Annotated in this window: 25 protein-coding genes; 13 read left to right on the top strand and 12 right to left on the bottom strand. The window is 66.7% G+C overall.

All coding sequences use genetic code 11. The features are described from left to right. Window positions 1-53: 53 nt before the first annotated feature. The 4 genes from LDO29_RS26005 to LDO29_RS25990 all read right to left on the bottom strand — a co-directional run bounded on the left by LDO29_RS26005 (window position 54) and on the right by LDO29_RS25990 (window position 5,424). A complete protein-coding gene (locus tag LDO29_RS26005; RefSeq protein WP_224082648.1) occupies window positions 54-686 on the bottom strand; it encodes a response regulator in 633 nt (210 codons plus the stop codon). Between the two features lie 278 nt (window positions 687-964). After that, window positions 965-1,339: a hypothetical protein gene (locus tag LDO29_RS26000; protein ID WP_224082615.1), complete on the bottom strand. Its 375-nt coding sequence runs from the start codon at window positions 1,337-1,339 to the stop codon at window positions 965-967. Between the two features lie 262 nt (window positions 1,340-1,601). Continuing rightward, window positions 1,602-4,349: a methionine synthase gene (metH, locus tag LDO29_RS25995; RefSeq protein ID WP_224082614.1), complete on the bottom strand. Its 2,748-nt coding sequence runs from the start codon at window positions 4,347-4,349 to the stop codon at window positions 1,602-1,604. A 19-nt stretch (window positions 4,350-4,368) separates the two neighbouring features. After that, window positions 4,369-5,424, bottom strand: a complete 1,056-nt coding sequence (locus LDO29_RS25990) for a homocysteine S-methyltransferase family protein (RefSeq protein ID WP_224082613.1) — start codon at window positions 5,422-5,424, stop codon at window positions 4,369-4,371. A gap of 165 nt (window positions 5,425-5,589) precedes the next feature. On the opposite strand from LDO29_RS25990, the gene LDO29_RS25985 reads away from it, so the two are divergent. Further along, entirely contained in the window at window positions 5,590-5,982 is a 393-nt protein-coding gene (locus LDO29_RS25985) for a rhodanese-like domain-containing protein (RefSeq protein ID WP_224082612.1), read from the top strand. 186 nt (window positions 5,983-6,168) lie between these two features. Here the strand turns inward: LDO29_RS25985 and LDO29_RS25980 are convergent, their stop codons facing one another. The 4 genes from LDO29_RS25980 to LDO29_RS25965 form a co-directional block, all read right to left on the bottom strand. Continuing rightward, complete coding sequence (locus LDO29_RS25980; RefSeq protein ID WP_011296306.1) at window positions 6,169-6,426, bottom strand: BTH_I0359 family protein; 258 nt, start codon at window positions 6,424-6,426, stop codon at window positions 6,169-6,171. A gap of 214 nt (window positions 6,427-6,640) precedes the next feature. Continuing rightward, entirely contained in the window at window positions 6,641-7,489 is an 849-nt protein-coding gene (locus LDO29_RS25975; protein WP_224082611.1) for an alpha/beta fold hydrolase, read from the bottom strand. Window positions 7,490-7,541: 52 nt separating this feature from the next. After that, window positions 7,542-8,507 (bottom strand): DUF3108 domain-containing protein, encoded by a 966-nt coding sequence (locus LDO29_RS25970; RefSeq protein WP_396022717.1) that lies wholly within the window; start codon window positions 8,505-8,507, stop codon window positions 7,542-7,544. Between the two features lie 85 nt (window positions 8,508-8,592). Next, window positions 8,593-9,426 (bottom strand): IclR family transcriptional regulator, encoded by an 834-nt coding sequence (locus LDO29_RS25965; protein WP_224082610.1) that lies wholly within the window; start codon window positions 9,424-9,426, stop codon window positions 8,593-8,595. Window positions 9,427-9,681: 255 nt separating this feature from the next. Here LDO29_RS25965 and LDO29_RS25960 point away from each other — a divergent pair, with 255 nt between their 5' ends. From LDO29_RS25960 to rfaE2, 7 genes are all read left to right on the top strand, one after another. After that, the gene (locus LDO29_RS25960; protein ID WP_224082609.1) at window positions 9,682-10,698 is read left to right on the top strand and encodes a Bug family tripartite tricarboxylate transporter substrate binding protein; all 1,017 of its coding nucleotides are present in this window, start codon (window positions 9,682-9,684) and stop codon (window positions 10,696-10,698) included. Between the two features lie 70 nt (window positions 10,699-10,768). Continuing rightward, complete coding sequence (locus LDO29_RS25955; RefSeq protein WP_224082608.1) at window positions 10,769-11,749, top strand: fumarylacetoacetate hydrolase family protein; 981 nt, start codon at window positions 10,769-10,771, stop codon at window positions 11,747-11,749. Between the two features lie 117 nt (window positions 11,750-11,866). Beyond that, entirely contained in the window at window positions 11,867-12,700 is an 834-nt protein-coding gene (locus LDO29_RS25950) for an enoyl-CoA hydratase/isomerase family protein (protein ID WP_224082607.1), read from the top strand. A 74-nt stretch (window positions 12,701-12,774) separates the two neighbouring features. Continuing rightward, window positions 12,775-13,533: a PhaM family polyhydroxyalkanoate granule multifunctional regulatory protein gene (locus LDO29_RS25945; RefSeq protein WP_224082606.1), complete on the top strand. Its 759-nt coding sequence runs from the start codon at window positions 12,775-12,777 to the stop codon at window positions 13,531-13,533. Between the two features lie 25 nt (window positions 13,534-13,558). Continuing rightward, complete coding sequence (locus LDO29_RS25940) at window positions 13,559-14,854, top strand: patatin-like phospholipase family protein (protein ID WP_396022716.1); 1,296 nt, start codon at window positions 13,559-13,561, stop codon at window positions 14,852-14,854. A 193-nt stretch (window positions 14,855-15,047) separates the two neighbouring features. Further along, window positions 15,048-15,905 (top strand): ferritin family protein, encoded by an 858-nt coding sequence (locus tag LDO29_RS25935; protein WP_224082605.1) that lies wholly within the window; start codon window positions 15,048-15,050, stop codon window positions 15,903-15,905. 147 nt (window positions 15,906-16,052) lie between these two features. Further along, entirely contained in the window at window positions 16,053-16,547 is a 495-nt protein-coding gene (gene rfaE2, locus LDO29_RS25930) for a D-glycero-beta-D-manno-heptose 1-phosphate adenylyltransferase (RefSeq protein WP_224082604.1), read from the top strand. Between the two features lie 54 nt (window positions 16,548-16,601). On the opposite strand, the gene LDO29_RS25925 is transcribed toward rfaE2, so the two are convergent. From LDO29_RS25925 to LDO29_RS25915, 3 genes are all read right to left on the bottom strand, one after another. Beyond that, window positions 16,602-17,357 carry an SPOR domain-containing protein gene (locus LDO29_RS25925; protein WP_224082603.1) on the bottom strand — a complete coding sequence of 252 codons (756 nt, stop codon included), beginning with the start codon at window positions 17,355-17,357 and terminating at the stop codon, window positions 16,602-16,604. 74 nt (window positions 17,358-17,431) lie between these two features. Then, window positions 17,432-18,259, bottom strand: a complete 828-nt coding sequence (locus tag LDO29_RS25920; RefSeq protein ID WP_224082602.1) for a type III pantothenate kinase — start codon at window positions 18,257-18,259, stop codon at window positions 17,432-17,434. After that, window positions 18,256-19,116: a biotin--[acetyl-CoA-carboxylase] ligase gene (locus LDO29_RS25915; protein WP_224082601.1), complete on the bottom strand. Its 861-nt coding sequence runs from the start codon at window positions 19,114-19,116 to the stop codon at window positions 18,256-18,258. Before LDO29_RS25915 ends, LDO29_RS25920 begins: the two co-directional genes overlap by 4 nt. Window positions 19,117-19,316: 200 nt before the next feature. Between LDO29_RS25915 and LDO29_RS25910 the strand changes: the two genes are divergently transcribed. Genes LDO29_RS25910 through LDO29_RS25890 form a run of 5 tightly spaced genes read left to right on the top strand, consistent with a single transcriptional unit; the run spans window position 19,317 to window position 24,187 of the window. Next, complete coding sequence (locus LDO29_RS25910; RefSeq protein WP_224082600.1) at window positions 19,317-20,447, top strand: MlaE family ABC transporter permease; 1,131 nt, start codon at window positions 19,317-19,319, stop codon at window positions 20,445-20,447. Between the two features lie 11 nt (window positions 20,448-20,458). Then, window positions 20,459-21,304, top strand: coding sequence for an ABC transporter ATP-binding protein (locus LDO29_RS25905; protein WP_224082599.1), 846 nt, complete (start codon window positions 20,459-20,461; stop codon window positions 21,302-21,304). Further along, window positions 21,301-22,242, top strand: coding sequence for an MlaD family protein (locus LDO29_RS25900; protein ID WP_224082598.1), 942 nt, complete (start codon window positions 21,301-21,303; stop codon window positions 22,240-22,242). The genes LDO29_RS25905 and LDO29_RS25900 overlap by 4 nt, the downstream gene beginning before the upstream one ends. 34 nt (window positions 22,243-22,276) lie before the next feature. Next, window positions 22,277-22,903, top strand: a complete 627-nt coding sequence (locus tag LDO29_RS25895; RefSeq protein WP_396022715.1) for an ABC-type transport auxiliary lipoprotein family protein — start codon at window positions 22,277-22,279, stop codon at window positions 22,901-22,903. Window positions 22,904-22,915: 12 nt separating this feature from the next. Continuing rightward, entirely contained in the window at window positions 22,916-24,187 is a 1,272-nt protein-coding gene (locus LDO29_RS25890; protein WP_224082597.1) for a VanZ family protein, read from the top strand. Between the two features lie 15 nt (window positions 24,188-24,202). On the opposite strand, the gene LDO29_RS25885 is transcribed toward LDO29_RS25890, so the two are convergent. After that, window positions 24,203-25,750: a ShlB/FhaC/HecB family hemolysin secretion/activation protein gene (locus LDO29_RS25885; protein WP_224082596.1), complete on the bottom strand. Its 1,548-nt coding sequence runs from the start codon at window positions 25,748-25,750 to the stop codon at window positions 24,203-24,205. Window positions 25,751-26,642: the final 892 nt, after the last annotated feature.

Genomic DNA, 26,642 nt, shown 5'->3' with positions numbered 1-26,642 from the left:
GGATGATTGCACCCGGCGCCTTGCGACAGCCATCGCGGCGGGATTGCATACCGTCATTCGACCAGGCCGTTCTTGATGGCGTAATAGGTCAGGTCCGCGTTAGTCTTCATGCCCATTTTCTCCAGGATGCGCGAACGGTAGGTGCTGACGGTCTTCACGCTCAGGAAGAGCTCGTCCGCGATCACCGATACCGACTGGCCGCGCGACAGCTTGCAGAAAATCTGGAACTCGCGCTCGGACAGCATCTGGTGCACCGGCTGCTCGGTCGGCTTGTCGAGCCCGCCGATCAGCAGGTCCGCCACGGCCGTGCTGACATAGCGTCGGCCCTGGGCCACGGTGCGGATGGCCTTGACCAGGTCATCCGGATCGCTCTCCTTGGTGAGGTAGCCCGAAGCGCCCGCGCGGATCAGATTGATCGCGTACTGGTCTTCGGGATAGGTCGAGAGGATCAGCACCGGCAAGTCCGGCTTGCGCTGGCGGATCAGCTTGAGCACGTCGATGCCATTGCGTTCCGGCATAGAGATGTCCAGCACCAGCACGTCGAACTCGCCGTCGCGCAGTTGCGCCATGACTTCGTCGCCGCTGCCGGCCTCGCCGGTGACCTGGATATCAGGCTCATCAGCAAGGAACTGACGCAACCCCGCGCGAACAATCTCGTGATCATCGGCGATCAGGACGCGGATCATCATGGGCTCCACTGGTAGGGCTTTCGCCCAATAAATTCGGTTGCAGGCGGAACCGCTTGCTGTCTATGCATTGTAGTGCCGCGGGGCGTCGCAGACTGTCGGTGTCAGGCTGACAAGACGCGTAAGCGCAGAAGGAGCAATGGCGGCCCGGGTGGCAACCGGACGTACAAAAGCAGAGCGGGACGGCTGGAGGTCCGTCCCGCTCTGCTGCGTTGCGTCAAGCCGTATCGGCCCACGGTCGGGCCCGATACGGAGGAGCCGGCCAAGCCGGCCCGCGCTTACTGTGCCTTGGCGCCTGCTTCGGCACCTGCGCTTGCGCCCAGGGTGGCGTCAGCCTTTTCCTTCTTGTGCGACTTGGCACCGTGCTTGGCCTTCGCCTTGCCGGCATCGGCCTTGGCCGGATCGGCCGGGGTTGCAGGCGTGGCTGGAGTAGCCGGAGTGGCCGGGGTGGCCGCTGTGCCCTTGTCCAGCGAAGTCGACGCACCCACGCCCGCTTGCGCGCCTGCGGCAGCCGGAGCCGGCGCGGTCACGGCGGCACCGACATCGGCCTTCATGCCAGGGTTGCCCGTGGTGGTACCAGTGCCTTGCGCCATGGCCAGCGAGGAAGCAGCAGCGATCGACAGGGCGGACAGGGAGATCAGCAGTTTCTTCATGGAAAGGCTCCTTTCAGGGTGATCCGCGAGGAAACATTCACCGCGGCATTCACGCTGTTGTTCACGTGAACTTGGAGCCAGTCTAGGGGGACGCCCGCCCCCGGTCTGTGAGCGATTGCAATGCAGTGTAAGGAGTTGTGAAGCGGCGCGAACGCCGCTTCAGGCACGTCCGTGCTGCGATGCAAGGCGGATTTCCTGCCGCATCAACGACCTGCGCCACGAGCGTGCCGCGCGATCGCGGCACCCCCGGCGATGCATGCGGTTACAGGTTAGGGGCCAGCGCCCGCGCGACGGCGTCGCGGTCTTCGTGGCGGCGGGCCGCCATGTCGTCGAGCTGGTCCTGGCCGATCTTGCCGATCGTGAAGTAGGTCGAGTCCGGATGCGACAGGTAGAAGCCGCTGACCGAAGCGGCCGGCGTCATGGCGAGGGCTTCGGTGATGCCCATGCCGATCTCGGCGCAGTCGAGGTACTTGAACATCGGCCCCTTGACGGTGTGCTCCGGGCAGGCCGGGTAGCCCGGCGCCGGACGGATGCCGCGGTACTTCTCGCCGATCAGCTCGTCGTTGGACAGCTGCTCGGCCGCGTCGTAGCCCCACAGGTCCTTGCGCACGCGCTCGTGCAGGCATTCGGCAAAGGCTTCGGCCAGACGGTCCGCCAGCGACTTGAGCATGATCGCGCTGTAGTCGTCGTGGTCGGCCTCGAACTGCGCTTCCTTCTTGTCCACGCCGATGCCGGCCGTGACGGCGAACAGGCCAATGTAATCCGCTACGCCAGAAGACTTCGGCGCGATGAAGTCCGACAGGCAGCGGTTCGGACGGCGCACGCCGTCGACCACCGGGCGCTCGCTCTGCTGGCGCACGTTGTGCCAGGTCAGCGCGACCTTGCTGCGCGTCTCGTCGGTATAGATCTCGATATCGTCGTCGTTGACCGTATTGGCCGGCAGCAGCGCCATCACGCCGTTGGCGGTCAGCCAGCGGCCCTGGATCAGGCGCGACAGCATGCCCTTGCCGTCCGAGAACACGCGGCGCGCGGACTCGCCGACGATCTCGTCGTTGAGGATGTCCGGGAATTTGCCGGCCAGGTCCCAGGTCTGGAAGAACGGGCCCCAGTCGATGTAGTTGGCCAACTCCGCGAGATCGTAGTTGCGGAACACGCGCCGGCCGATGAACTTCGGCTTCGGCGGCACGTAGTGGCTCCAGTCGATCGGCGTCTTGTTGGCGCGCGCCTCGGCCAGCGTCACCATCGGCGTGGCCTTCTTGCCGGCGTGCTGCGTGCGGATGCGGTCGTAGTCGGTCTTCAGGTCTTCCAGGTATTTCGCCGCGCCTTCGTCCGACAGCAGGCTCGATGCCACGCTGACCGAGCGCGATGCGTCCGGCACATACACCACCGGGCCTTCGTAGTTCGGCGCGATCTTCACGGCCGTATGCACGCGCGAAGTCGTGGCGCCGCCGATCAGCAGCGGGATCTTCTTCACGCGGAAGTAATCGTCACGCTGCATTTCCGACGCCACATAGGCCATTTCCTCCAGCGACGGCGTGATCAGCCCCGACAGGCCGACGATATCCGCGCCCTCGACCTTGGCCTTGGCCAGGATCTCGTTGCACGGGACCATCACGCCCATGTTGACCACTTCGAAGTTGTTGCACTGGAGCACCACCGACACGATGTTCTTGCCGATGTCGTGCACGTCGCCCTTGACCGTGGCGATGACGATCTTGCCGCGCGAGCGCACGTCGCCGCCGGCCTCGGCCAGCAGGCGCTTCTCTTCCTCGATGAAGGGCAGCAGGTGCGCCACCGCCTGCTTCATCACGCGCGCGCTCTTGACCACCTGCGGCAGGAACATCTTGCCGGCGCCGAACAGGTCGCCGACGATGTTCATGCCGTCCATCAGCGGGCCTTCGATCACCTCGATCGGGCGGCCGCCCCGCGCGGCGATTTCCTGGCGTGCCTCTTCGGTATCGTCGACGATGAAATTGGTGATGCCGTGCACCAGCGCATGCGCCAGGCGCTGGGCCACCGGCAGCGGCTGCTCCGGCGTGCCGCGCCAGGCGAGGTTCTCTTCCTTCTTGGCGCCGCCGCCCTTGAAGCGGTCGGCGATTTCCAGCAGGCGATCGGTAGCGTCTTCGCGGCGGTTGAGCACCACGTCTTCCACGCGCTCGCGCAGTTCGGGATCGAGCTGGTCATACACGCCGAGCTGGCCGGCGTTGACGATGCCCATGTCCATGCCCGCCTCGATCGCGTGGTACAGGAACACGGTATGGATCGCCTCGCGCACCAGGTCGTTGCCGCGGAACGAGAACGACACGTTCGACACGCCGCCACTCACCTTCGCATACGGCAGGTTCTGCTTGATCCAGCGCGTGGCTTCGATGAAGTCCACCGCGTAGTTGTTGTGTTCCTCGATGCCCGTCGCCACGGCAAAGATGTTCGGGTCGAAGATGATGTCTTCGGGCGGGAAGCCGACCTCGTTCACCAGGAAGTCATAGCTGCGCTTGCAGATCTCGGTCTTGCGCGCGAACGTGTCGGCCTGGCCCTGCTCGTCGAACGCCATCACCACGGTGGCCGCGCCGTAGCGGCGGATCAGCTCGGCGTGGTGGCGGAACTGTTCCTCGCCCTCCTTTAGCGAAATCGAGTTCACCACGGGCTTGCCCTGCACGCACTGCAGGCCGGCTTCGATCACTTCCCACTTGGAGGAATCGATCATGATCGGCACGCGCGCGATGTCTGGCTCGGACGCGATCAGGTTCAGGAAGCGGACCATGGCCGCTTTCGAATCCAGCATCGCCTCGTCCATGTTGATGTCGATGATCTGCGCGCCGTTCTCGACCTGCTGGCGGGCCACGGCCAGCGCCTCGTCGAACTGGCCGTTCAGGATCATGCGGGCGAAGGCCTTCGAGCCGGTCACGTTGGTACGTTCGCCGACATTGACGAAAAGCGTGTCGTCGTCGATCGCGAACGGCTCCAGGCCGGAGAGGCGCATCGGGCGCGGGGGCATTTGGTTCGTGCTCATGTCTTGTTGTCTCGCTGGCTCAAGCGGCTTCGCTGTACTGGCCCGGCCACGTGCGCGGGGTCTTGTTGGCCACGCGCTGGGCGATTGCGGCAATGTGTTCGGGCGTCGTGCCGCAGCAGCCGCCCACCAGGTTCACCAGGCCGGATGCGGCGAATTCCTCCACCAGCGACGAGGTGACTTCCGGCGTTTCGTCGAAGCCGGTCTCGCTCATCGGGTTCGGCAGGCCGGCGTTGGGGTAGCACGAGATGGCCACGTCGCACACCTTCGCCAGTTCGGCGATGTACGGACGCATCAGCGTCGCGCCCAGCGCGCAGTTCAGGCCGAAGGTGACGGGCTTCACGTGGCGCAGGCTGTTCCAGAATGCTTCCACGGTCTGGCCCGAGAGAATGCGGCCCGACGCATCGGTCACGGTGCCGGAGATCATCACGGGCAGGCGCTCGCCGGTGTCCTCGAACAGCTGGTCGATCGCGAACAGCGCGGCCTTGGCGTTGAGCGTATCGAAGATGGTTTCCACCAGGAAAACATCGGCGCCGCCATCGAGCAAGCCCTTGCCCTGCTCGTAGTAGGACGCGCGCAGTTCCTCGAACGTGACATTGCGCGCGCCCGGGTCGTTCACATCGGGCGAGATGCTGGCGGTCTTCGGCGTCGGGCCAAACGCGCCGGCGACGAAGCGCGGCTTGTCGGGCGTGCTGTATTTGTCGCAGGCCGCGCGCGCAAGCTTTGCCGCCTCGACGTTCATCTCATACGCGAGGTCGGCCATCTTGTAGTCCTCCTGCGCCACGCGCGTGGCGCCGAAGGTATTGGTCTCGATGATGTCCGCGCCGGCAGCAAGATACTGCTCGTGGATCTCGCTGATGACCTGCGGGCGCGTGAGCACCAGCAGCTCGTTGTTGCCCTTCACGTCCACCTTGTGTTCCGCGAACCGCTCGCCCCGGTAGTCGGCTTCGCCGAGCTTGTAGCGCTGGATCATGGTGCCCATGGCGCCGTCCAGGATCAGAATGCGCTCGCGCAGCAGCCGGGGCAGGATGGCAGCCCGGGTATAGGGACGTACGGAGGGTTGGTCAGGGGCACTCATGGCGGGGACTGTGAAAAGGCGGAACGAATCGTCAAGAAGGCGATTTTATCAGGTGCATCAAGGCCTTGCGGCCGCCCGAGGTTGCGTGTGCGCGGGGTGCGGACCTACACTGAGAGGCGTAACGATCACCACCGCCGGCATTCGCGCCGGCCCCGCCGCCCTGCCATGGAACACCTCAGCCCCGCCGATGCCCAGAAGCTGCTGCTGGAATCACCCGATACGCTGTTCATCGACTGCCGCAGCGAAATGGAGTACTTGTTCGTCGGCCACCCCAAAGGTGCGCACAACGTGCCGTGGAACGACGGGCCGGACTGGGAAGTCAATCCGCATTTCGTGCAGGTCGTGAAGAAGCTGGCGGGGCATGTTTCAGGCCGGCCCGTGCTGCTGATCTGCCGCAGCGGCAATCGCTCCACGGCGGCGGCACGCGCGCTCGAAGGCGCCGGTTTCTCGAATGTGTATCACGTATTGCATGGATTTGAAGGCGACCTCGATGCGGAGCGGCATCGGAATACGGTGAATGGGTGGAGGTTCGAGGGGATGGAGTGGGAGCAGTATTGAAGGGGTGCCGACCGCGCACGGCACATTCGCCAAGGGCTGGGAGGCCGCCGGCTACGCCGGCGAAAGAGCAGCGCCCGCCAAGCACCACAACGCCAACACTCCAGAGAGCGCCCTAAAAACAACAACGCCCGCAGTTCATAACCGCGGGCGTTGCCAGATGCCACATGCCAGGTAACAAAACAAACCTCAGTGCATCACCAACGGATGCGTCATCACCGTATCGAACTTACCAAGGAAATCATCCACCTCTTCCACCGACGGCTCGCTTTCAATCAACCGTTGCACATCCGCACGGAAGTTCTCGGCCAGCTTGCCGCCGAGGAAAATCTCACGCTTCATGTTCTTGTCGACGATTTCGTAGCCACCGAACTCGAGAGGCGCTTGCTCGACATCCGCACCGAATTCGACGATGCAGTAGTTGTCGCTGTTGTAGATCATTTGCATGGCACACCTCCTGGCGTCATGGTTGGGCGGCCGGCCTTTTCATTGTTGCCGTTGAGCGGGGCGCCGCGTCGTTACCTCCAAGCTAGGGGCGGCCACGGCAATTTCAAGTTTTGCGTGCGGGCCGCCGTACGGATACAACGTTTGCTGCCTTTATAAGTTGGGCAACGGCAACACCAACAAGTTTCTTGAGAATCGGGCACCACTGTGTTGTGCCTTACGGAACGTCGCATTGGGCCCCGCATGCCGCATGGCCGAGAAAGGTGTCCAGCGTGGCGTGGAACCGGTCTGGCTCCTCGACAGGCACCAGATGTGCCCCCGGCAAGACTTCGAGCCGCGAACCGGGAATGGCTGCGGCAATCGATTGCGCCATGGCCACCGTCGCGCCCTGGTCGTGTTCGCCTGCGACAACGAGCGTCGGGCAGTGGATACGGGGCAGCGCGCCGGTCATGTCGAACGCCATGATGGCCTGCCCCACGCCGACATAGCCGCGCACCGGCGTGGCCAACAGCATGGCGCGGATGCGCGCGACTTCGTCAGGATGCGCGTTGCGGAAGGGCTCGGTCAGCCAGCGCTCCAGCGTGGCATCTGCCACGCCGGACATGCCATGCGCTTCGACCTGCCCGATCCGGTTGTGCCACATCGGGTGCGAATCAAGCGGCGTATGGCTGATGGTGGCCACCAGCGTCAGCGACAGCAGGCGCTCGGCATGACGCACGCCCAGCGTCTGGCCAATCATGCCGCCCACCGAAATACCGCAGAAATGTGCCTGCGGGATCTGCAGCGCGTCCATGATGGCCGTCACATCGTCGGCCAGCCGCGTCATGGTGTAGGGCCCTATCGGGGCACCGCTATGGCCATGGCCGCGCATATCCGGGCGTACGACGCGATAACGCGCGGACAGGTGGCGTGCGGTGGCGTCCCAGAGCATGTGGTTGGCGCCGAGCGCATGCACAAGGATCACCCATGGTCCGTCGGTGCCGTCCACACGGACGTGCAGGTCGGCGCCATCGGCGTAGATGCGATGCGTCTCGCTTGGTGCGGTGGCTGCGGTGCTGGCGGTCATGACGGAGCTCCTTGAAGGGTTGGCGGATGAACGCGGACAGCACCGCGCGCCGCTACTGGCCCTCGGTACTGCGGTAGACGAGGTCGATCTGCGTGCCGTCCGGCTCGGTCTGGCGCAACCGCACCGGCATCCAACCGAGCGACTGCGCGAGCCAGATTTCGACGCGCCGCCGGTCGCCCGCATGCCGTTGCAGCCGCACGAAGTGCTTGGCGCGTACCATGCCGCGGCCGGTATCGATCTCTTCCTCTCCAACATACTGCACCTGCATCGGTTGCATGTCCCGCGTATCGGCAACCTGGAATGTTTCGGTGACGCCCGGCGCCGCATAGCGTTGCGGATTGCCGCGTACCCGCCCGACCAGTTGCAGGAAGACGCTGAACCGGTCCTGTGCGCCAGGCGGCAGGGCCGCCTGCGTGCCCGGCGAAAACGCCACCGTGCCGGCGGCCTGGTCGAAACGCGCGGCCTCAGACTTGCCGCGCCGGTTTTCCTCGTAGCGCTCCGGCAGCAGGCCGTTCTCGGTCATGGCGCCGCTGCTCTGGAATGCGAAGCGGAACCACAGCACGCGCGTTTCGATCGACAGGCGATAGCGCTTGCCGTCCTGCTCCCAGCGGATCAGCCCGTCCGGGTTCTGCACACCATTGACGAAACTGGCGTAGTGCATGGTGGCCGACGGCGGCGCCATGTACTTCTCGCCTTCCTGCGCAGGTGGGCCGGATGGCGCCGGTGGAGACGGTGTTGGCGCGGCAGCCGGCGCAGTGCCGCTGCCACCGGGACCAGTGGCTGTCTCGGTGGTGCCGCCTTCGGACGTCGCCACGGGCGGTGCGGGCGGCGTTTCAGGCGCCTTCGGTGCGGGTTGCGGCGGGGCCGGACGCGGCCTGGGCGCCGGATGGGGCACGGCGGGAGGCGGGCGGGCGGGCTTCGGCGGCGGCAGCAGCACCGCTTCCAGCGTCGGCGTATCGCTCACATCGAGCGGAATCAGCGGGCCGGGCATGCGCAGGAAGCCGATCACGGCCAGCACATGCACGAGCAGCACCAGCACAATGACGATGACCCAGCGCCGCCGCCGCCAAGCGCGCGGGTCGGCGCCGGTTCTGGCGCGGGAATCAGGAGTGGCCGTTCCGTCCGGCCGGTTGGGCGGCGCCAAGGTAGCCGAGTTCCGATGAAAGCTGTTGGGCGATCTCACGCACGCGGCGATCGACCGTACCGCCCCATTCTGCATCGAATATGCTTTGCGCGCCCAGCACGATCAAACCCATGGCCAGATGGCCGTTGGCGTCGAATACCGGCATCGAGAATGCGTTGATGCCGGGCAGCACGCCGCCGCGCGTACGCGCCGCGCCCTGTGCCCGCACGTCGGCGCAGAGCGCTTCGTAGTCCGCGAGGCTGGCCGGAATGTCCGGCACGTCGTCCTGCCCGCGCGCGGCCAGTTCGCGGTCGATCAGCGGCTGGGTCTGCTTGCGCGACAGGTACGCGCCGTACAGGCGGCCGGTGGCGGAGTTCAGCATGGGCATCACGTCGCCGAGCCGCAGGCTGACGGTGACCGGATGGCTCGATTCCTCCCAGTGCACGATGGTGGGCCCGTGGTTGCCCCACACCGCGATCCCCGCGGTCAGGTCGATCTCGTCCCGCAGCTGCGACAGGATCGGGCGCGCCTTCTTGACCGGATCCAGCCGGTTCAGGCCGGCCAGGCCGAGCTGCAGTGCGAACGGCCCCAGGTCATAGCGCCCGCTTACCGGATCCTGCGCCACCACACCGAGGCGCAGGAAGCTGACCAGGTAGCGGTGCGCCTTGGCCGGGTTCATCTCGGCAGCGGCGGCGAGGTCGCGCAGCATCATGGCGCGCGGCGAGGCGGCCAGCGCCTGCAGCAGCTTGAAACCTACCTCGATGGACTGGATACCGGAGCGCAGCTTGGCGTCGTCTTCGTCAAGTTCGGTCATGCGCGGCGAGCATTGGCGGCGTGAATGGAGCGTGAATGGAGAGAATCGGGAAGTACAGGGGAATTGTCGGGTATTCGGCGCCGCCCGCACAGGGGCTCCGGCAAAAACCTTAAGTAAATTTACTATAGCGAAATCGATTTACCAATTTTTAAACCGTGAGTAGACTTTGCCGACAGACCCGAAGCGCCGACCGGTCGGAACGAACCGCGGCGCCGCACGCAAAGCCGGGCTGAGAACACCAGACGGAGACAACCGATGACGCCCTTCCGCCCCTCGCGCGCCGCGCTGCGCGCCGCCTCCCGCACCCTTGCCGCTTTTGCCGCAACCGCCGCACTGGCCATCAGCGCCACCGCGCCCGCCCGCGCGGCCGACGCATGGCCGTCACAGCCGATCCGCTGGGTGGTGCCCTACCCGGCCGGCGGCGGCACCGACGTGGTGGCGCGCACGCTGGGCCAGGCGATCTCCCCCGCACTGGGCAAGCAGGTGGTGATCGACAACCGTCCGGGCGCGGCGACCATCGTCGGCGCCGACGCCGTCGCCCACGCCAAGCCGGACGGCTATACCGTACTGACCGCCGACACCGCCACGCTGGCCGCCAATCCGTCGCTGTACAAGAAGCTGCCCTACAGCGCCGACAAGGACTTCGTGCACGTGGGCATGGTGGCGCGCTTCCCGCTGGTGCTGGTAGCCGCGCCGAACTTCCCGGCCAAGACGCTCAAGGAAGTCATCGAATACGCGCAGAAGAACCCGGGCAAGATCAACTTTGCCTCGCCGGGCGCCGGCAGCCCGCACCACCTGGCCATGGAGCTGTTCATGGACCAGGCCCACATCAAGATGACCCACGTGCCCTACAAGGGCGCCGCGCCGGCCGTGCAGGACCTGCTGGCCGGCCAGGTGGACCTGATGTTCGTGGATCTTGCGTCGGGCCAGCAGAACGTTACAGCCGGCAAGCTGCGTGCCCTCGGCGTGGCCACGCCCAAGCGCCTGGCCATGCTGCCCAATGTGCCGACCGTGGCCGAGGGTGGCGTAGCCGGCTTCGAGGCCTACGCCTGGCAAGGCGTGGTCGCACCGGCCGGCACGCCGAAGCCGATCGTGAACCGGCTCAATGCCGAACTCGTCAAGGCCCTGAAGAGCCCCGAGGTGCAGAAACGCATGGAAGGCGTCGGCGTGGAGCCGGTGTCGAGCACGCCGGAAGAGTTCGCGCAATACGCGCACGCCGAAGCCGAGCGCTGGGGCAAGCTGATCAAGGCGAAAGGCATCACGGTAGACTAACGGCCGCCGCGTGCGGTGCCCCGGGCAACCCAGCATCGCGCGCACCGACCCGATTACGCCTCTACCGACCATGAAACTCGCCACCCTCAAGGATGGCTCGCGCGACGGCCAGCTGGTTGTCGTCTCGCGCGACCTGAAGACCGCCCACTTCGCCGCCGACATCGCCGGCAGGCTGCAGACCGTGCTGGACGACTGGGCCTTCTACGCGCCGCAGTTGCAGGATCTGTACGACGCCCTCAACGCGGGCCGCGCGCGCCACCCGTTCCCGTTCGACCCGAAGCACTGCATGGCGCCGCTGCCGCGTGCCTACCAGTGGGCCGACGGCTCGGCCTATGTCAACCACGTGGAGCTGGTGCGCAAGGCGCGCGGCGCCGAAATGCCGCCCGAGTTCTGGACCGACCCGCTGATGTACCAGGGCGGCTCCGACGACTTCCTCGGTCCGCACGACGACATCGTGTGCGCGAGCGAAGCCTTCGGCATCGACTTCGAGGCCGAGGTGGCCATCATCACCGGCGACGTGAAGATGGGCGCCACGCCCGAGCAGGCCGCCGAAGGCATCCGCCTGCTGGTGCTGGCCAACGACGTGTCGCTGCGCAACCTGATCCCGGCCGAGCTCGGCAAGGGCTTCGGCTTCTTCCAGAGCAAGCCCGCCACGGCGTTCTCGCCGGTGGCGGTCACGCCCGATGAACTCGGCGACGCCTGGCGCGAGCGCAAGGTGCACCTGCCCATGACCGTGCACTGGAACAGCAAGAAGGTCGGCCAGCCCGATTGCGGCACCGACATGGTGTTCGACTTCGGCCAGCTCATTGCGCATATCTGCAAGACGCGCAACGTGCGCGCGGGCAGCATCGTCGGCTCGGGCACCATCTCCAACGTCGACCGCAAGAAGGGCTACTGCTGCATCGCCGAAAAGCGCATGCTGGAGACCATCGAGGACGGCAAGCCGTCGACCGAGTTCATGAAGTTCGGCGACGCGGTGAAGATCGAGATGTTCGACGCGCAGGGCCACTCGGTGTTCGGCGCCATCGACCAGCTCGTGGCGCAGCCCTGAGCGCAAGGCCGCAGGCCAGACAGGGCCGTGCCGGATGTGCATATAATTTACCGACCGGCCGGTTGGTAAATGAATCCATGTACCCGGCACGGCCCTTTTTCCATTCCGCAGCCTGCCATGACGACACCGACCCCAGCCCCCGCGCCCCTGTCCTCCCGCTACGAACGCTATCGCGCACTCACGCTGCGCCAGCATGGCCCGATCCTGGAAATCATCATGGGCGCGGCGCAGTCCGCCAACCAGAAGCTGGCCACCGCGGACGCCAGCATGCACCGCGAGCTCGCCGAGATCTGGCGCGACGTGTCGGCCGACCCGGACGTGCGCGTGGCGCTGATCCGCGGCGAGGGCAAGGGCTTCTCCGCCGGCGGCGACCTGTCGCTCGTGGAGGACATGGCCAATGATTTCGAGACGCGCACGCGCGTGTGGCACGAAGCGCGCGACCTCGTCTACAACGTCATCAACTGCGACAAGCCGGTAGTTTCCGCCATGCACGGCCCGGCCGTCGGCGCGGGCCTGGTGGCGGGGCTGCTGGCCGATATCTCGATCGTGGCGAAGACCGCGCGCATCGTCGACGGGCACACGCGCCTGGGCGTGGCAGCCGGCGACCATGCCGCAATCGTGTGGCCCCTGCTGTGCGGAATGGCCAAGGCCAAGTACTATCTGATGCTGTGCGAGTCGGTCAGCGGCGAGGAAGCCGAGCGGATCGGCCTGGTCTCGCTGGCGGTGGAAGAAGACGAACTGGTCGGGCGCGCGTTCGAGGTGGCCAACCGGCTGGCGGCTGGTTCGCAGACGGCAATCCGCTGGACCAAGTACGCCCTCAACAACTGGCTGCGCATGGCCGGTCCCGCTTTCGATTCCTCGCTGGCGCTCGAATTCATGGGCTTTGCCGGCCCCGACGTGCACGAAGGCATGGCGAGCCTGCGCCAGAAGCGGCCGCCTGAGTTCAAGTAGTTCAACCAGATCGGACGGAGACAGACCGCGGCGCCCCCTGACTGCCCGGCTGGCTCCACCACGGAGCGCACGACATGTTCGGACAGATTCCCGATTTCACCAACGGCTTCGAGCTCATGCGCAAGCTGTGGGGCAGCAGCGCGGGCTTGCCCGGCAGCCTGATGCCCGGGCTGCAGGCGGCCATGACGCCGCCCATGGACCTGGAAGAGCTCGACAAGCGCATTCACGACCTGAAGGCCGTGGAAGGCTGGCTGCAGCTCAACACCAACCTGCTGCACACCACCATCCAGGGCCTGGAGGTGCAGCGCGCCACGCTGGTCGCGCTGCAGACCTTCGGCAATGCGCTGTCGCCAGAAGCCATGCAGTCTGCGATGGAAAACGTCGCGCGCGCCGCCACTGCGCCGAGCGCCTCGCCACCGCCGCAACGCCCCGCCTCCGACGATAAGCCGGCAGGCGAAGCGGCCACTCCGCAAGACGCGCCGGAACCCGGCGCGCAGGCCGAAGCCGCCGGCAAGGCAGCGGACACTGCGCCGCCGCCCAACGCATCGCTGTGGTGGGACATGCTGCAGCAGCAGTTCAACCAGATCGCGAGCGGCGCAGCCGCAGCCAGCATTGCCCCGTTCGGCATGGGCGGCTTTGGTACCGCCGCGGCCGAGAAGCCGGCTGCCAAGCCCGCCGAAACGGACAAGCCCAAGGCCGAACCGGCGCGCAAGAACGGCACCGCAACGAAGGGCGCCACAAAGACCGCTGCCAAGAGCACCGCGGCGCGCAAGACACCAGCAGGCACCAAGGCAACCAAACCCGAGACCGCGCCGGACAACGGCAAGGAATAAGCCCCGACGCCGCCCAGCCCACCGCATGCACAGAGACAGCCTTCCCGGCCACGAAGCCGCGCCATCTCATCGGCATCATGGCGGCGTGCAACGCAACGCCACCGCGCTGATCATGATGGGCGGCGGCGCGCGCGCGGCCTACCAGGCCGGCGTGCTCAGCGGCCTGGCGCGCATCGCGGCACAGCATGGGCATAGCCATGCGCCGATTCCGTTCGGCATTATCGCCGGCACGTCGGCGGGAGCCATCAACGGCGCAGGCCTGGCGATCCACGCAGCGGACTTCCAGGCCGCCGCGGACAGCCTGTCTGCGCTCTGGCATGGCATCCACACCGACGACGTCTACCGCACCGACGTGTTGCGCGCGGGCGTGTCCGGCGCACGCTGGTTGTCGGCGCTGGCGTTTGGATGGGCCACCCATCGGCACGCGCCGCGCGCGCTGCTCGACAACGCGCCGCTTGGCAGCATGCTGGGCGAACTCTTCGACGGCCAGCGCGTGCAGGCGAGCCTCGATGCCGGCGTGCTGCAGGCGTTCGCGGTCACCGCGCTGTCCTACAGCACCGGCCGGCACGTGATCTTCTACCAGTCGCACCGGCGCATCCATCCGTGGCACCGCAGCCAGCGCATTGCCATGCCCGCGCAGATCACGGTGGACCACCTGCTGGCGTCGGCCTCCATCCCGTTCCTGTTCCCGGCCATGGCGCTGGAACTCGATGGCCATCACGAGTGGTTCGGCGACGGCACCATGCGCCAGATGTCGCCCCTGTCGCCGGCCATCCACCTGGGTGCTTCGCGCATCCTCGCGATCGGCTCCGCGTCGCGGCAGCGCCCTGGCTGGTTCGACACCGTGCCGGCCGGCGGCTATCCGTCGCTGGCGCAGGTGGGCGGACAGGCGCTGGCGAGCATCTTCCTGGACGGGCTCTCGGCCGACCTGGAGCGCCTGCTCCACATCAACCGGCTGCTCTCGCGCATGCCGGAACTGGCTGGCGATGCCGAAGGCTGGCGGCCCGTGCAGGTCATGACGATCTCGCCGAGCGAGCCCATCGAGGCCATTGCAGCCGATCACCTGCAGCAGCTGCCGCGTACCGTGCGCGCGCTGCTGGCGCCGCTGGGCGGCACCGAGGCGCGCGGCGCCGCGTTCGCCAGCTATCTGCTGTTCGAGCCCGAGTTCACGCAGTCCCTGATCGCACTCGGCGAACGCGACGCCGCGGCCCAGGCCGATGAACTGGCGGCCTTCCTGTACGGCATCATCCCGGGCGCGCCGGCGGCCCGCGATTCCGGCCCGCCGCGCGCCGCGCTGGTCACCCAGGCGCCCGTGTTGTAAAGGCGCGTCGGACACAGGCAAGCGCCGCCGCTGGCACATTGCTACGTGTCCGTACCGCTAATCGCCCAAAAATGGCGCCGAATCCGCTCGAACCGCTGCGATAGTCGTTGCATTTGCGGCGATCCGCCCTAAAAAAGGGAATAGAGAATAATTCGCGTCTGGTAGAATCCGCCCGTAATTTCAAAGGCTTACCATGCTCTACCCCGAACTGTTCAAATCGTTGGAAGCGGTCCGCTGGCACATGGACAAGGACATCCCCTGGGAGTCCTTCGACGCCAGCCTGCTGACGGACGACCAGGCCAAGACCATCCGCATGAACGCCATCACGGAATGGTCGGCCCTGCCGGCGACGGAGATGTTCCTGCGCGACAACCGCCACGACTCCGACTTTTCGGCCTTCATGAGCATCTGGTTCTTCGAGGAGCAGAAGCATTCGCTGGTGCTGATGGAGTACCTGCGCCGCTTCCGCCCCGACCTTGTGCCGACCGAGGAAGAGCTGCACGCCGTGCGCTTCGAGTTCGACCCGGCCCCGCCGCTGGAAACGCTGATGCTGCACTTCTGCGGCGAAATCCGCCTGAACCACTGGTACCGCCGCGCCGCCGAATGGCACTCGGAACCGGTCATCAAGCATATCTACCGCACGTTGTCGCAGGACGAAGCCCGCCACGGCGGCGCCTACCTGCGCTACATGAAGAAGTACCTGGCGCAGTTCGGCGACAACGCGCGCGCCGCGTTCGCCAAGATCGGCGTGCTGATGGCGTCGGCGCGCCGCACCGAGAAGCCGCTGCACCCGACCAACCTGCACGTCAACAAGGCGCTGTTCCCGAACGACACCGTGCAGTCGCGCCTGCCGGATCCCGACTGGCTGGAAAAGTGGCTGGACGAGCAGATCCGCTTTGACGAAGGCTGGGAAAAGAAGGTCATCGAACGGATCTTGCACAATATGTCGCTGCTGTTCGAGCGCACCTTCGAAACGGTGCAGGACCTTAACCGCTATCGCAAGGAACTGAATACGCGCCTGCAAGGCACCGGCGGCGAGCAACCGGCCTGAGCCCCGGAAACTTTCCTCGCTGACCGAAAAAAGCCCGATCGGATCCGATCGGGCTTTTTTCATTGGTGCTCCATCAGATGATTTGATCCGGCCGCAGCTTCGCCAAGCCGGGGTACCATTCCGGGGATGCAAAACCTGGCCCCAGACATGTCCGTACCCGCCTTCGAATCCAAACTGACCCCACCCGACGATGCCGCCGCGCTGGCCGCGCGCATTGCCACGTTGCCGCGCCCGCTGGTGTTCACCAACGGCGTCTTCGACATCCTGCACCGCGGCCACGCCACCTACCTGGCCCAGGCGCGCGAACTCGGCGCCAGCCTGGTCGTGGGCGTCAACAGCGACGCCTCGGTCAGGATGCTGGGCAAGGGCGACGACCGCCCGCTGAACCATGAATCCGACCGCATGGCGCTGCTGGCCGCGCTGGCCTCGGTGGACCTGGTGGCGATGTTCCGCGAGCAGACCCCGGTCGAGCTGATCCGCCAGGTGCGTCCGGACATCTACGTGAAGGGCGGCGACTACGACATCGAAACGCTCGAGGAAACGCGCCTGGTGCGCAGCTGGGGCGGGCAGGCCATCGCCATCCCCTTCCTGCACGACCGCTCCACCACCAAGCTGCTGACCAAGGTCAGGCAGCATCGTTGAGGGTCGCGCCGGGGCACGCCCCCGGCATCCCCTTCCTCTTCCCGAACCGGTCCCTCAGGCAGCGCCGCAGGTCAGCAGGGTCTCAGCGCCGTAGCGCTGGCGCATGGCGTCCAGCCGTGCGCGCGCCGCTTCGTCGGCACCCCGCACGCGCAGCCACTGGCGCGTGAGCGGGCGTGGCGCGTCAGCCAGCACGGCGGTGCGCACGCCTTGTCCGCGCAGGGTTTCCAGGTAGTGCTCGGCATGCTCTCGTTCGCGGAACAGGCCCAGCGACACGGTGAACGACTCCGCTTCCTGCGGGCCGCCTGTCACCACCGAATAGTCGGTCACGTTGCGGCGGCGCAGTTCGGCGAGCTTGCGCTCGAGGTTCTCGCGCGTGGGCTGGGCCGGCAGGTGGATCCACCAACGCACCTCCTCGCGGCGCTCGAACTGCTCTACCTGCCAGGAACCGCCGGAGAGGTCCTCCGCCGCGCGGCGCGCAGTCTGTGCGCTGAACCCTCCGATTTCCACGCACTGGCCGTCGCGGCCCGCGCTCGCGGCCACCGCGAGGACCTTGCCGGCCGGCCCCGCACTGCGCGGCGCCGCCTCGGGGGCCGCGCCTGACGCGGGTTCTGCGGGCTGAAGCTCCATGCGCTCGGTGCGGACCTGCTGCCGCAGCCGCGCCGGTTCGCGCGGCGTGCCGAACCAGCCCGACAGCGGGTCCGGGCCGAACGCGCCCAGCACCGCCGCGAGCAGGACGATGTTTGCCAGCAGGAGCAGCAGCAGCGAAATCGACAGCCATCGCGGCTGGTCGGGCGGGCCTAGGCGGAACATGGGACGGCGCGGTGTGAAAAGGTCGACGCGTTGACGATGGCGGGGACGCAGGGATGACGGCGGCAGTGTGTTGCTCAGGCCGTTGCCATCGCGTGCAACCCAAGCAGCACGAGATTATCGTGCATCTCGAACGGCACGGCGAGCGCGCCCGCCAGCGCGTGACCCGCGCCGCCGGACAGCAGGCAACGCGTGGGGCCGCGCCCGCTCAGCGTGCGCCAGGTACGCTCCACCGCACCGGCCTGCGCGGCCAGGCAGCCCGCGGCAATGGCGTCGTGCGTGTTGTCGGCCCAGGGCAGGCGCGTGGCGGCTGCCGTGCCGGTGTCTTCCACATCCAGCGCCGGCAGTTGCGCCGTGTTGCGCGCCAGCGTGCCCAGCATCAGCGCCAGGCCCGGCAGGATCAGCCCGCCTTCGAAGCGTGCCTGGCCGCCGGCCTGCGCCGTGACGATATCGAGCGTGGTGGCCGTGCCCGCCGTGACGATCAGCAAGGTTTCGCCCGGCAGCCAGCGGTGCGCGCCGATACTGCCGACCCAGCGATCCACGCCGAGCTGCGCAGGTTCACGGTAGCCGTTGACGAGGTCGCCGTGGACGGCGGTGGTGCGCACCCATTGCACCGGCGGGCTAGCACCAAAAGCCACCACGAGCGCGGCATCTACCAGATTGGCAATCGCCGGCCCCGCCACGTTGGTGATCCACACCGACGGCATCGGGCCGCTGCCGCGCAAGGCCTCCGCTGCCTTGGCCAGCGCGTATATGGCGCCATCCTCCGCATGCGTGACCGCGCCACTGTGTTGCCATGGCGTCGGCAGCCGCCCCGCCTCCGCGGCGGTCGGACGGCCAGCCTCGCACCAGGCCCATTTCAGGCGCGTATTGCCGACATCGATCAGCAGCACGGGCGCAGTCATGCCGCGCCTCCGGCTGGCCGCAGCGACAACTCGCCGCTTGTAATGCGCTCCAGACCCGCGGGTGTTTCCAGCAGCAGGTGCCCCTCGCCGTCGACGCCGCGCGCCATGCCCTCGGCCAGCACTTGGCCGTCGTGCAGCAGCCGCACGGGCTGGTCGCGATAGGCGTCGCGTGCCGACCACTCTGCCGCCATGGGCGCGAAGCCCTGCGCCAGGAACACATCGCGCATCGCACCCAGCCGCGTAAGCACGGCGGCCAGCAGACTGGTCGCGTCGCGCGACGCGTCGAAGCCCGGCATGGCCTCCGCCACGCCGGCCAGTTCGCGTCCGAGCGCGGCCTCCATCTGCGGATCGCGCACCAGGTTCAGGCCGATGCCGATCACGGCCCATACGCGCTGCGGGCCGGCCGGCACGGCCTCGATCAGGATGCCGGCGAGCTTGCGCCCGTCGATCTGCAGGTCGTTGGGCCATTTCAGGCTCACGCGCTCGCCCAGGCCCGCATCGACATCGCCCAGCGCCTGCGCGAGCGCCAGCCCGACGGCCAGGCTCAGGCCGCTCAGCCGGGACGGCGCCAATGCCAGCGGCAGCGCCACCGAGAAAGTCAGCCCCGCCTGCCCCTGCCACGGACGGCCCTGCCGGCCGCGGCCGGCGGTCTGGCGGTAGGCCAGGCGCAGGATGCCGGCGTCCGACCACGGCGCCTGCCGGCAGGCCAGCGTCAGGTCGGCGTTGGTGGAGCCGGTCTCTTCGACCAGTTCGAGCGCCCACCCTTGCAGCGCCAGCGGCAGCGCGGCGCGCAGGGCGGCGGCGTCGATGCACCAGGGTTGCGCGTTGGCGGGCAGTGGATCAGCGGCGGCGGTCATGGGGGAACGTGGAAAGGGCGTGGAAAGGACGTGGAAAGGACGTAGAAAACCGGTAAGCGGAGCCGGCCAGGCCGACCACGGGAGCCGCCGCGCCGTGCACGCCGGTTCCAAGGCCGCATTGTAGCCGCGGGCCACCCTTTCCTCGCGCCACCCCAGCCTGTGGCTTAGAATCGGGACTAAGCCATCACATTGCCCAGCCCTTGGAAAGCCAGACGACGCCTGCCTTCAACATCACGCGCCAGGACGGAACCGTCAGCGTACAGCTGTGTGGCGACTGGACCGCGCTCGGCCTGGCAGGTTGCCACCAGGCCCGCGCGATGCGCTCGCGCCTGCACGAGCTCTCCCAGACGCCAGATGATGCGCACTGGTCGCTGGCCGGCGTGGACAAGCTCGATCATGTCGGCGGGCAACTCCTGTGGCAAGCCTGGAACGGCAAGCTGCCGGCGCGGCTCGAAGCGAGCCCGGGCCAGCGCCGCGTGTTCGAGCGCATTGCCTGCCTGCATGCGGAGGGCTGGAAGAAGCATATCGTCGAGCGCTTCAACCCGATCACGGTGCTCGGCGCCTCGGTACTGTCGTTTGGCGCGCAGGCCGCCAACGGCGTGGGCATGCTCGGGCAACTCACGTTCGACCTGATCCGCTTCGTGCGCATGCCGCAGCGCGGCCCGTGGCGCGAGATCTCGGCCAATATCTACAACATCGGCTACAAGGCGCTCGGCATCACGGCACTGGTCGGCTTCCTGATCGGCATCGTGCTGTCGTACCTGTCGGCCAACCAGCTGCGCACGTTCGGCGCGAGCACCTTCATCGTCAACATCCTCGGCATGGCCGTGATCCGCGAACTTGGCCCGGTACTGGCCGCGATCCTGGTCGCCGGGCGCTCGGGCTCAGCAATTACCGCGCAGATCGGCGTGATGCGCGTGACCGAAGAGCTCGACGCCATGCGCGTCATGGGCATTTCCCACGGCTTCCGCCTGATCATGCCGCGCGTGGTCGCGCTGGCCGTGTGCATGCCGCTGCTGGTGGCGTGGACGGACGTGCTGGCACTGGCCGGCGGCATCATCGCCGCGCGCGTGCAGCTCGGCATCAGCCCGACCTACTTCCTGCGTGCGCTGCCCGACGCCGTGCCCGTGGCCAACCTGTGGCTGGGCCTGGGCAAGGGCGTGGCCTTCGGCATGCTGATCGGGCTGGCAGCCTGCCACTTCGGGCTGCGTATCAAGCCCAATACCCAAAGCCTGGGCGAAGGCACCACGGCGTCGGTGGTGGTGTCGATCACCATCGTGATCATTGCCGATGCCATCTTCGCCGTGATGTTCAAGGACGTGGGCCTGTGAATATGCCCCCCATGCCCGCCGCGCCCACCACACTCACCGCGCCCCCGGCACCCGCCCGCGGCGATCCCGTCATCGAGGTGCACGACCTGGTCAAGCGCTATGGCAAGGCCGTGGTGCACGACGGGGTGAACCTGGACGTGTACCGCGGCGAAGTGCTGTCCATCGTGGGCGGCTCTGGCAGCGGCAAGACGGTGCTGCTGCGGCAGATCGTCGGGCTGGAGCGGCCCACTTCGGGGTCGATCCGTGTCTTTGGCGAAGACCCGAACCACTTGAAACCCGCACAGCTGCAGGCGCTGCGCAATCGCTGGGGCTTGCAGTTCCAGGGCGGGGCACTGTTCTCGGCATTGTCGGTCATCGACAACATTGCGCTGCCGCTGCGTGAACTCCGGGCCCTGCCCGACAATCTCATCTGCCAGGCAGCCCTGCTCAAGCTGCAGATGGTAGGCCTGTCGGCGCGCGATGCCGACAAGATGCCCGCCGACCTTTCCGGCGGCATGGTCAAGCGCGTGGCGCTGGCACGTGCGCTGGCGCTGGAACCCGAGCTGGTGTTCCTGGACGAGCCCACCGCCGGCCTGGACCCGATGGCCTCCGACGGTTACGTGGCGCTGATTCGCGAGTTGCGCCGCGAACTGGGACTGACCGTGGTCATGATCACGCACGACCTGGACACGCTGGTGGCGCTGTCCGACCGCGTGGCTGTGCTGGCCGACCACAAGGTGCTGGCCGCGGCGCCGATTGACGAGGTCGTCAAGGTGGACCACCCGTTCATCCACGAGTACTTCCTCGGCGAACGCGCGCAGCGTGCGATGCAGGCCCTGCACCCGGCCCCCGGTGCCGCGCAATCTGGAGAAGCATGATGGAAAACAAGTCACACGCATTCCTTGCCGGCGTGTTCACGATCGGCCTGGCCGTGCTGGTGCTGTTCGCGATTTTCTGGTTCAGCAGCGACCACGCCGTACGCGTGCCGTACGACCTGATCACGCGCTCCACGGTGAATGGCCTGGGCCCGCAGGCGGATGTGAAGTACCGCGGCCTGGAGGTGGGCAAGGTAGTGTCGATCCGCTTCGACCCGCAGGTGCCCGGCCAGATCATCGTGCGCGTCAATGTGAACCAGGACACGCCGATCACGCGCACCACATACGCCACGCTGGGCTTCCAGGGCGTGACCGGCATCGCCTACGTGCAGCTCGACGACACCGCCGCGCAGGAAGGCAACGGCGCCTCGCCGCCGCTGCACACCTCGCCCAAGGCCGTGGCGCGTATCGCCATGCGGCCGGGCTTCTTCGAGGAACTGGAAAAGCGCGGCGATTCGCTGCTCACGCAGGTCGAGACGATAATGACCTCGCTCAACGACATGTTCCAGACCAGCAACCGCGCCGAGCTGATGGCGGCCATCCGCTCGATCCACAAGACCGCCGAGGACTACTCGCGCCTGTCGGCATCGCTCGCGCCCGCGGCGGCGCGCCTGCCGCGGGTGGCCGAGAATCTCAACGCGACGCTGGAATCGACACGCCGGCTCACGCAGGAACTGTCCAATCCGAACGGCACGGTGCTGCGTACGGTCGATACAGTCGGGCGCGACCTGCAAGGCGCGGCCGAATCGATCCAGTCTGCCGCCGGCACGCTCAGCCAGGAAACGCTGCCGCAGATCAACGGCCTGGCGCGCGACGCGCGGCAAACCGCGCGCACGTTCGACCGCGCCGCCGGACAATTCAGCGACAGCCCGAACAGCCTGCTGTTCGGTTCGCCGACGCCGGTGCCGGGCCCGGGCGAGCCCGGCTTCCGCGCCCCGTGACCGACATGCCAGCCCTGACCCACCGAGGCCAACCGTGACATCGACACCAGCCCTGCCCACCGCCCGCCGCGCCGCCAGGACCCTGCTCGCCGTGCTGGCCATCGTGTCCGCGCTTGCCGGCTGCGCGCTTACCCGCACTTCCGCGCCCATCACCACCTATGACCTGGGGCCCCCGCTGTCCACCCAGTCCGCGGCCGGCACGCTGCCCAGGCTGCGCATCGCACAGACCGACGGCCCGACGTGGATGGAAGGCAATTCGCTTTTCTACCGCCTGCAGTACGCGCAGGCCCAGCGGCTGCAGTCGTATGCCACGCAGCGCTGGGTGATGCCACCCACGCAGCTGTTCGACGGCCGCCTGCGCGAGGCCGTGGCGGCGCGTGGCGCGCTCACGTGGTTCGGCGACACCTCGGTGCCCGCGCTCAAGATCGACATGCTCGAGTTCGAGCAGGTGTTCGACAGCGCCACCGACAGCCGTGGCGTGGTGCGCGTGCGCGCCACGGTGTACCACCATGGCATGATCGGCCAGCAGACCTTCACCGCGCGCGAGCCGGCGCCAAGCGCCGACGGTGCGGGCGGCGTCAAGGCGCTGGCGGATGGCACCGACAAGGTCATCGCCGACATGCTCGCGTGGCTCGCCACGCTGCCCTTGCAGGGCAGGTAGGGCAGCAGCACCATGGTGCCGGCCACCATACCGCCCCCTCCGCCGCCCGCCATGCCGCCGCAGGCACCGCTGCCTGAGGCGAACGGGCCAAAGCACTCGCCACTCGCGCGGGTCGGCCTGGTGTGCTTCACGCTGCTGGTGGTCTACGCGAGCCTGTATCCGTTCAGCGGCTGGGTCGACAACGGCATCTCGCCGTTTGCGTTCCTGAGCGCGCCCAAGCCGCGCTACATCACCGAGTTCGACCTGCTGACCAACGTGCTCGGCTACTGTCCGTTGGGCGCGCTGGTGGTGCTCGCCCTGCATCCGCGCGTGTCGGGCGCGCGCGCCACGCTGATCGCGCTGGCGGCGGGGGCCCTGCTCTCCGGCTGCATGGAAGCCCTGCAGACCTGGCTGCCGAGCCGCATCTCCTCGAACATCGATCTCATCACCAATGCATTGGGCGCGCTGCTCGGCGGCGCCGTGGTGGCGCCATTCACGTCCGCGCTGATCGACCGTGGCACGCTCACGCAGCTGCGCACCGCATGGTTCGAACCGCATGCGAGCTTCGCCATCATCCTGCTGCTGCTGTGGCCGTTCGCGCAGATCTTTCCACAGGAGCACCTGTTCGGCATGGGCGGCATCGTGCGCGAATGGCTGACCGACCCGGACTCGTGGCCCATGCAGGTGCTGCAGATGCTGGTGCCCAATCTGCCGGCATGGCAGGAAAGCATCGGCCTGCGCCCCGACGACATGCAGAGCCAGCAGATGCTGGAGACACTGGTGACGGCCAGCAGTTGGCTGGGCACAGGGCTGTTCGCGTCGATCTCGATGCGCCGGCACGCGCCGATGCTGCGCATCCTGGCCGGCCTGCTTGCGACGGCACTGCTGCTCAAGGCCACCGTGGCCGAACTGCAGTTCCCCGATGGCAACGCCTTCAACTGGCTGTCGGAAGGCGGCCGCTTCGCGCTGCTGACCAGTTCGCTGGCCCTGGCCCTGCTGCTGTACGTGCCGCGCTGGCTGCGCACGGTCCTGGCCATGGCCGCACTGATCACGCTGGTCGTGCTCACCAATGTGCTGCCGTCCAACCCGTATGCGTGGATCTCCGAACAGGGCTGGCGCATGGGGCGCTTCGTGCATTTCAACAGCCTGGCGCAATGGCTCGGGTGGCTGTGGCCGTTCCTGGCGTTCTGCTATGTGATGTGGCGGTTTGAGCAGGTGAGCCTGAAGCGGCATGAGCGGCGCAAGGCGGCGGCGGCGCGGAGGGAAGCGGTCAAGCGGGAGAAGGCGGTGGTGTCGGGAGACTGATGGAGGCGCGCTGGCTCAGAACTCCAGTCCCGTCTGCGCGGCGATGTTGGCGCCGTGTGTTCGGAAATTTTCCGGCTTCCTGACCGGCGTACCTAGCGTGACCTCGTACGACAGCGAGGCAAGACTGCCCAGCCGCCATCGTCCACGTGCACCGATCACCGCGCCCATCGGCGACTGCCCGGCCAGGAACGCCGCCGACGGGCCGCTGACGTGACCCATGTCGAAGCCCACGAACGCCTCCTGCCCCGTGTTGCCAATCGGCCAGGCCAGGTCGTTGCGCATCGTCACGCCATTCTCCGCGGCGAGGGTCAGTTGCTCATCAAAGCCGCGGACCGAGTAGCGGTTGCCGATCACGAAGTAGTCGGAAGGCAGGATGCGCGTCGGTGCGTATTGCATCCGCACTGTGCCCTGGTAGCGCAGGCGCTGGCCACTGACCTGGAACGGAATCATCAAGCCCAGGTTGCCCAGCAGGATCTCTGACTTGCCGTCCCAGGCAGGATCGCCCAGTACGAAACCTGGAGATTTCGAATGGCTCGGCAGTGACTGGCGCCATGCTGCGCCGATATCGAAGACGCTCGCCCCGAAGTACTGGCGATGCGATGCGCCCAGCTCGTAGCCGACAAAGTCGCGATGCTGAACCGGCAAGTCAAGGTCATTGATGCTGCTGCTGGCCGACTTGCGGAATACCTTGCCGTAGAGGCTCGTCTTGCCCGAGGCATTGCGCAACGGCACATAGCCGAGTCCCGCTTCAATTTGCGTGTTCCGTCCGCCATAGACGATGTCGCCATCGAAGCCCGCAACGGTCTGCTTGTAGTGCGACTGGTTCGCGTTGAAGAAGGCATTCCAGTAGCCGAACGGGATGCTGTAGTTGATCGCCGACGAGCGCGTGCCGGCCGAGCCGTTGCCGTAGTTGGCGTTGGTGTTGCCGGAGACGGAGAGGCTGTCGTACAGGAACAGCGGCGAATCCACGGTCAGGGTGCCGCCCATCTGGTACTTGCCCGTGTTGTCGAGGCCGGCGTTGTCCGCCGTGATGAGGCCGTGCCAGCGCTTGCCGGTGCCCGGCTTGATGATCAGGTCGGCCTCGCCGGGGTCGTCGCCCGGTATGAGGTCAACGGTCGCATCGGCCTGGCCCTGCAGGCGGCGGATGTTCTCCATGCCCTGGTCCAGGTCGCGCTGGTTGACCAGACCATCTGGTCCGGTGGGCAGCGCCATGCGCCACCCTCCGGGCGCGCCGTCAGACTTCACCTGATTGATGTGGCCGGCAACGATCTGCAGGCGCAGCGTGCCGGTGGAAAGGTTTTGCTCGGGAATGAATACGCGCGTGGTGACGAAGCCTTCGGTCACGAGGCGTGCGGAGAAGTAGTCGCGGATGGCTTGCAGGCCTTGCTTGCCCGCGCATTGGGTGATGAGGATGTCTGATTCGCGGGTCAGCCAGGTGAAGGCGTCGGCGCCGTCCCAGACTACGGATTGGATTGGGAAGCAAGGTGTCTCGGTCGGGAGGATCAATGGGCCGGACTTGGCGGGCTCGGCAGCGGTGGGCGAAAGCACGTCCGGCCGGGCCATGGCGCGCTCCTTGGCGGCTTCCTGCTGCTGCTCCTGGCGGCGCTCGATGGCGTCGTTGGGGGTGACTGGGGGGAAGAATGGGAGGGACTGGGCTGCGGCCAGGGAGGGCAGGGCCAGGAAAAAAGAGACAAAAGGGGGGACACCGCGCGCCTTTCGGTGCGCGTTTGGCGAATTGAATAACATAAGGAGAGAGGTCTTCTTTGGCTGTATTGAGCGGTATAGAAAAATCAGCTCAACGGACGTCGCATCAGTACATCCAACGTGAACATATAACTAATCAAGAGTCCATACGTAGGAAATCCACAAGAATGCTGCAGTCACACTCAAGCAGTAACCAATTTTGGCTCCCTGAACATTTTCTTGCACTGCCCCGAATTGGGACCCGGAAATACTGCCATATAAAACCGCCCCAAATAACACAGACTAGAATTCCCAACCCATGTAAGCCTTGAGAAGGAGATACGCAATCGCAGTAAGCCCCAGGCTTATTGCCGCCCAATATATGGACTTTTGTACCTCAGAAAGCTTCTCATACTCACCGGGCCTGAAAGATGGCCCCGCCATGCATCACCTTTATCCACGTAAACAAGACCAATCGTCGCCCCACAAACTTCCTGCAGAGTTACTGCTTGCATTTGCAGAACGGGCAGCGATAACTCTCACGAAGCCCCGTTCATTTACCCCCTCCTGAATCGTCTCCCTCGTATGTCTTCTTAGCCTTCCGCCAGGACGATTCACCGAAAGGCTTCAACCCCAACATTTTTGCCTTGCTGGAATACCCCATTGCATTACACACAAGTCGTGACGATGGGGTTGTAAACCGGGCTAAGAAGGCGTTTACTCGCGATTTCGAATCGACGGGTGAGGCAAGCAAGTGGTGGCAGCGAGTTGG

Source organism: Cupriavidus laharis (genome assembly GCF_914271435.1).
Lineage (GTDB): Bacteria > Pseudomonadota > Gammaproteobacteria > Burkholderiales > Burkholderiaceae > Cupriavidus > Cupriavidus laharis.
This window is presented reverse-complemented; position numbering and strand designations above follow the sequence as displayed.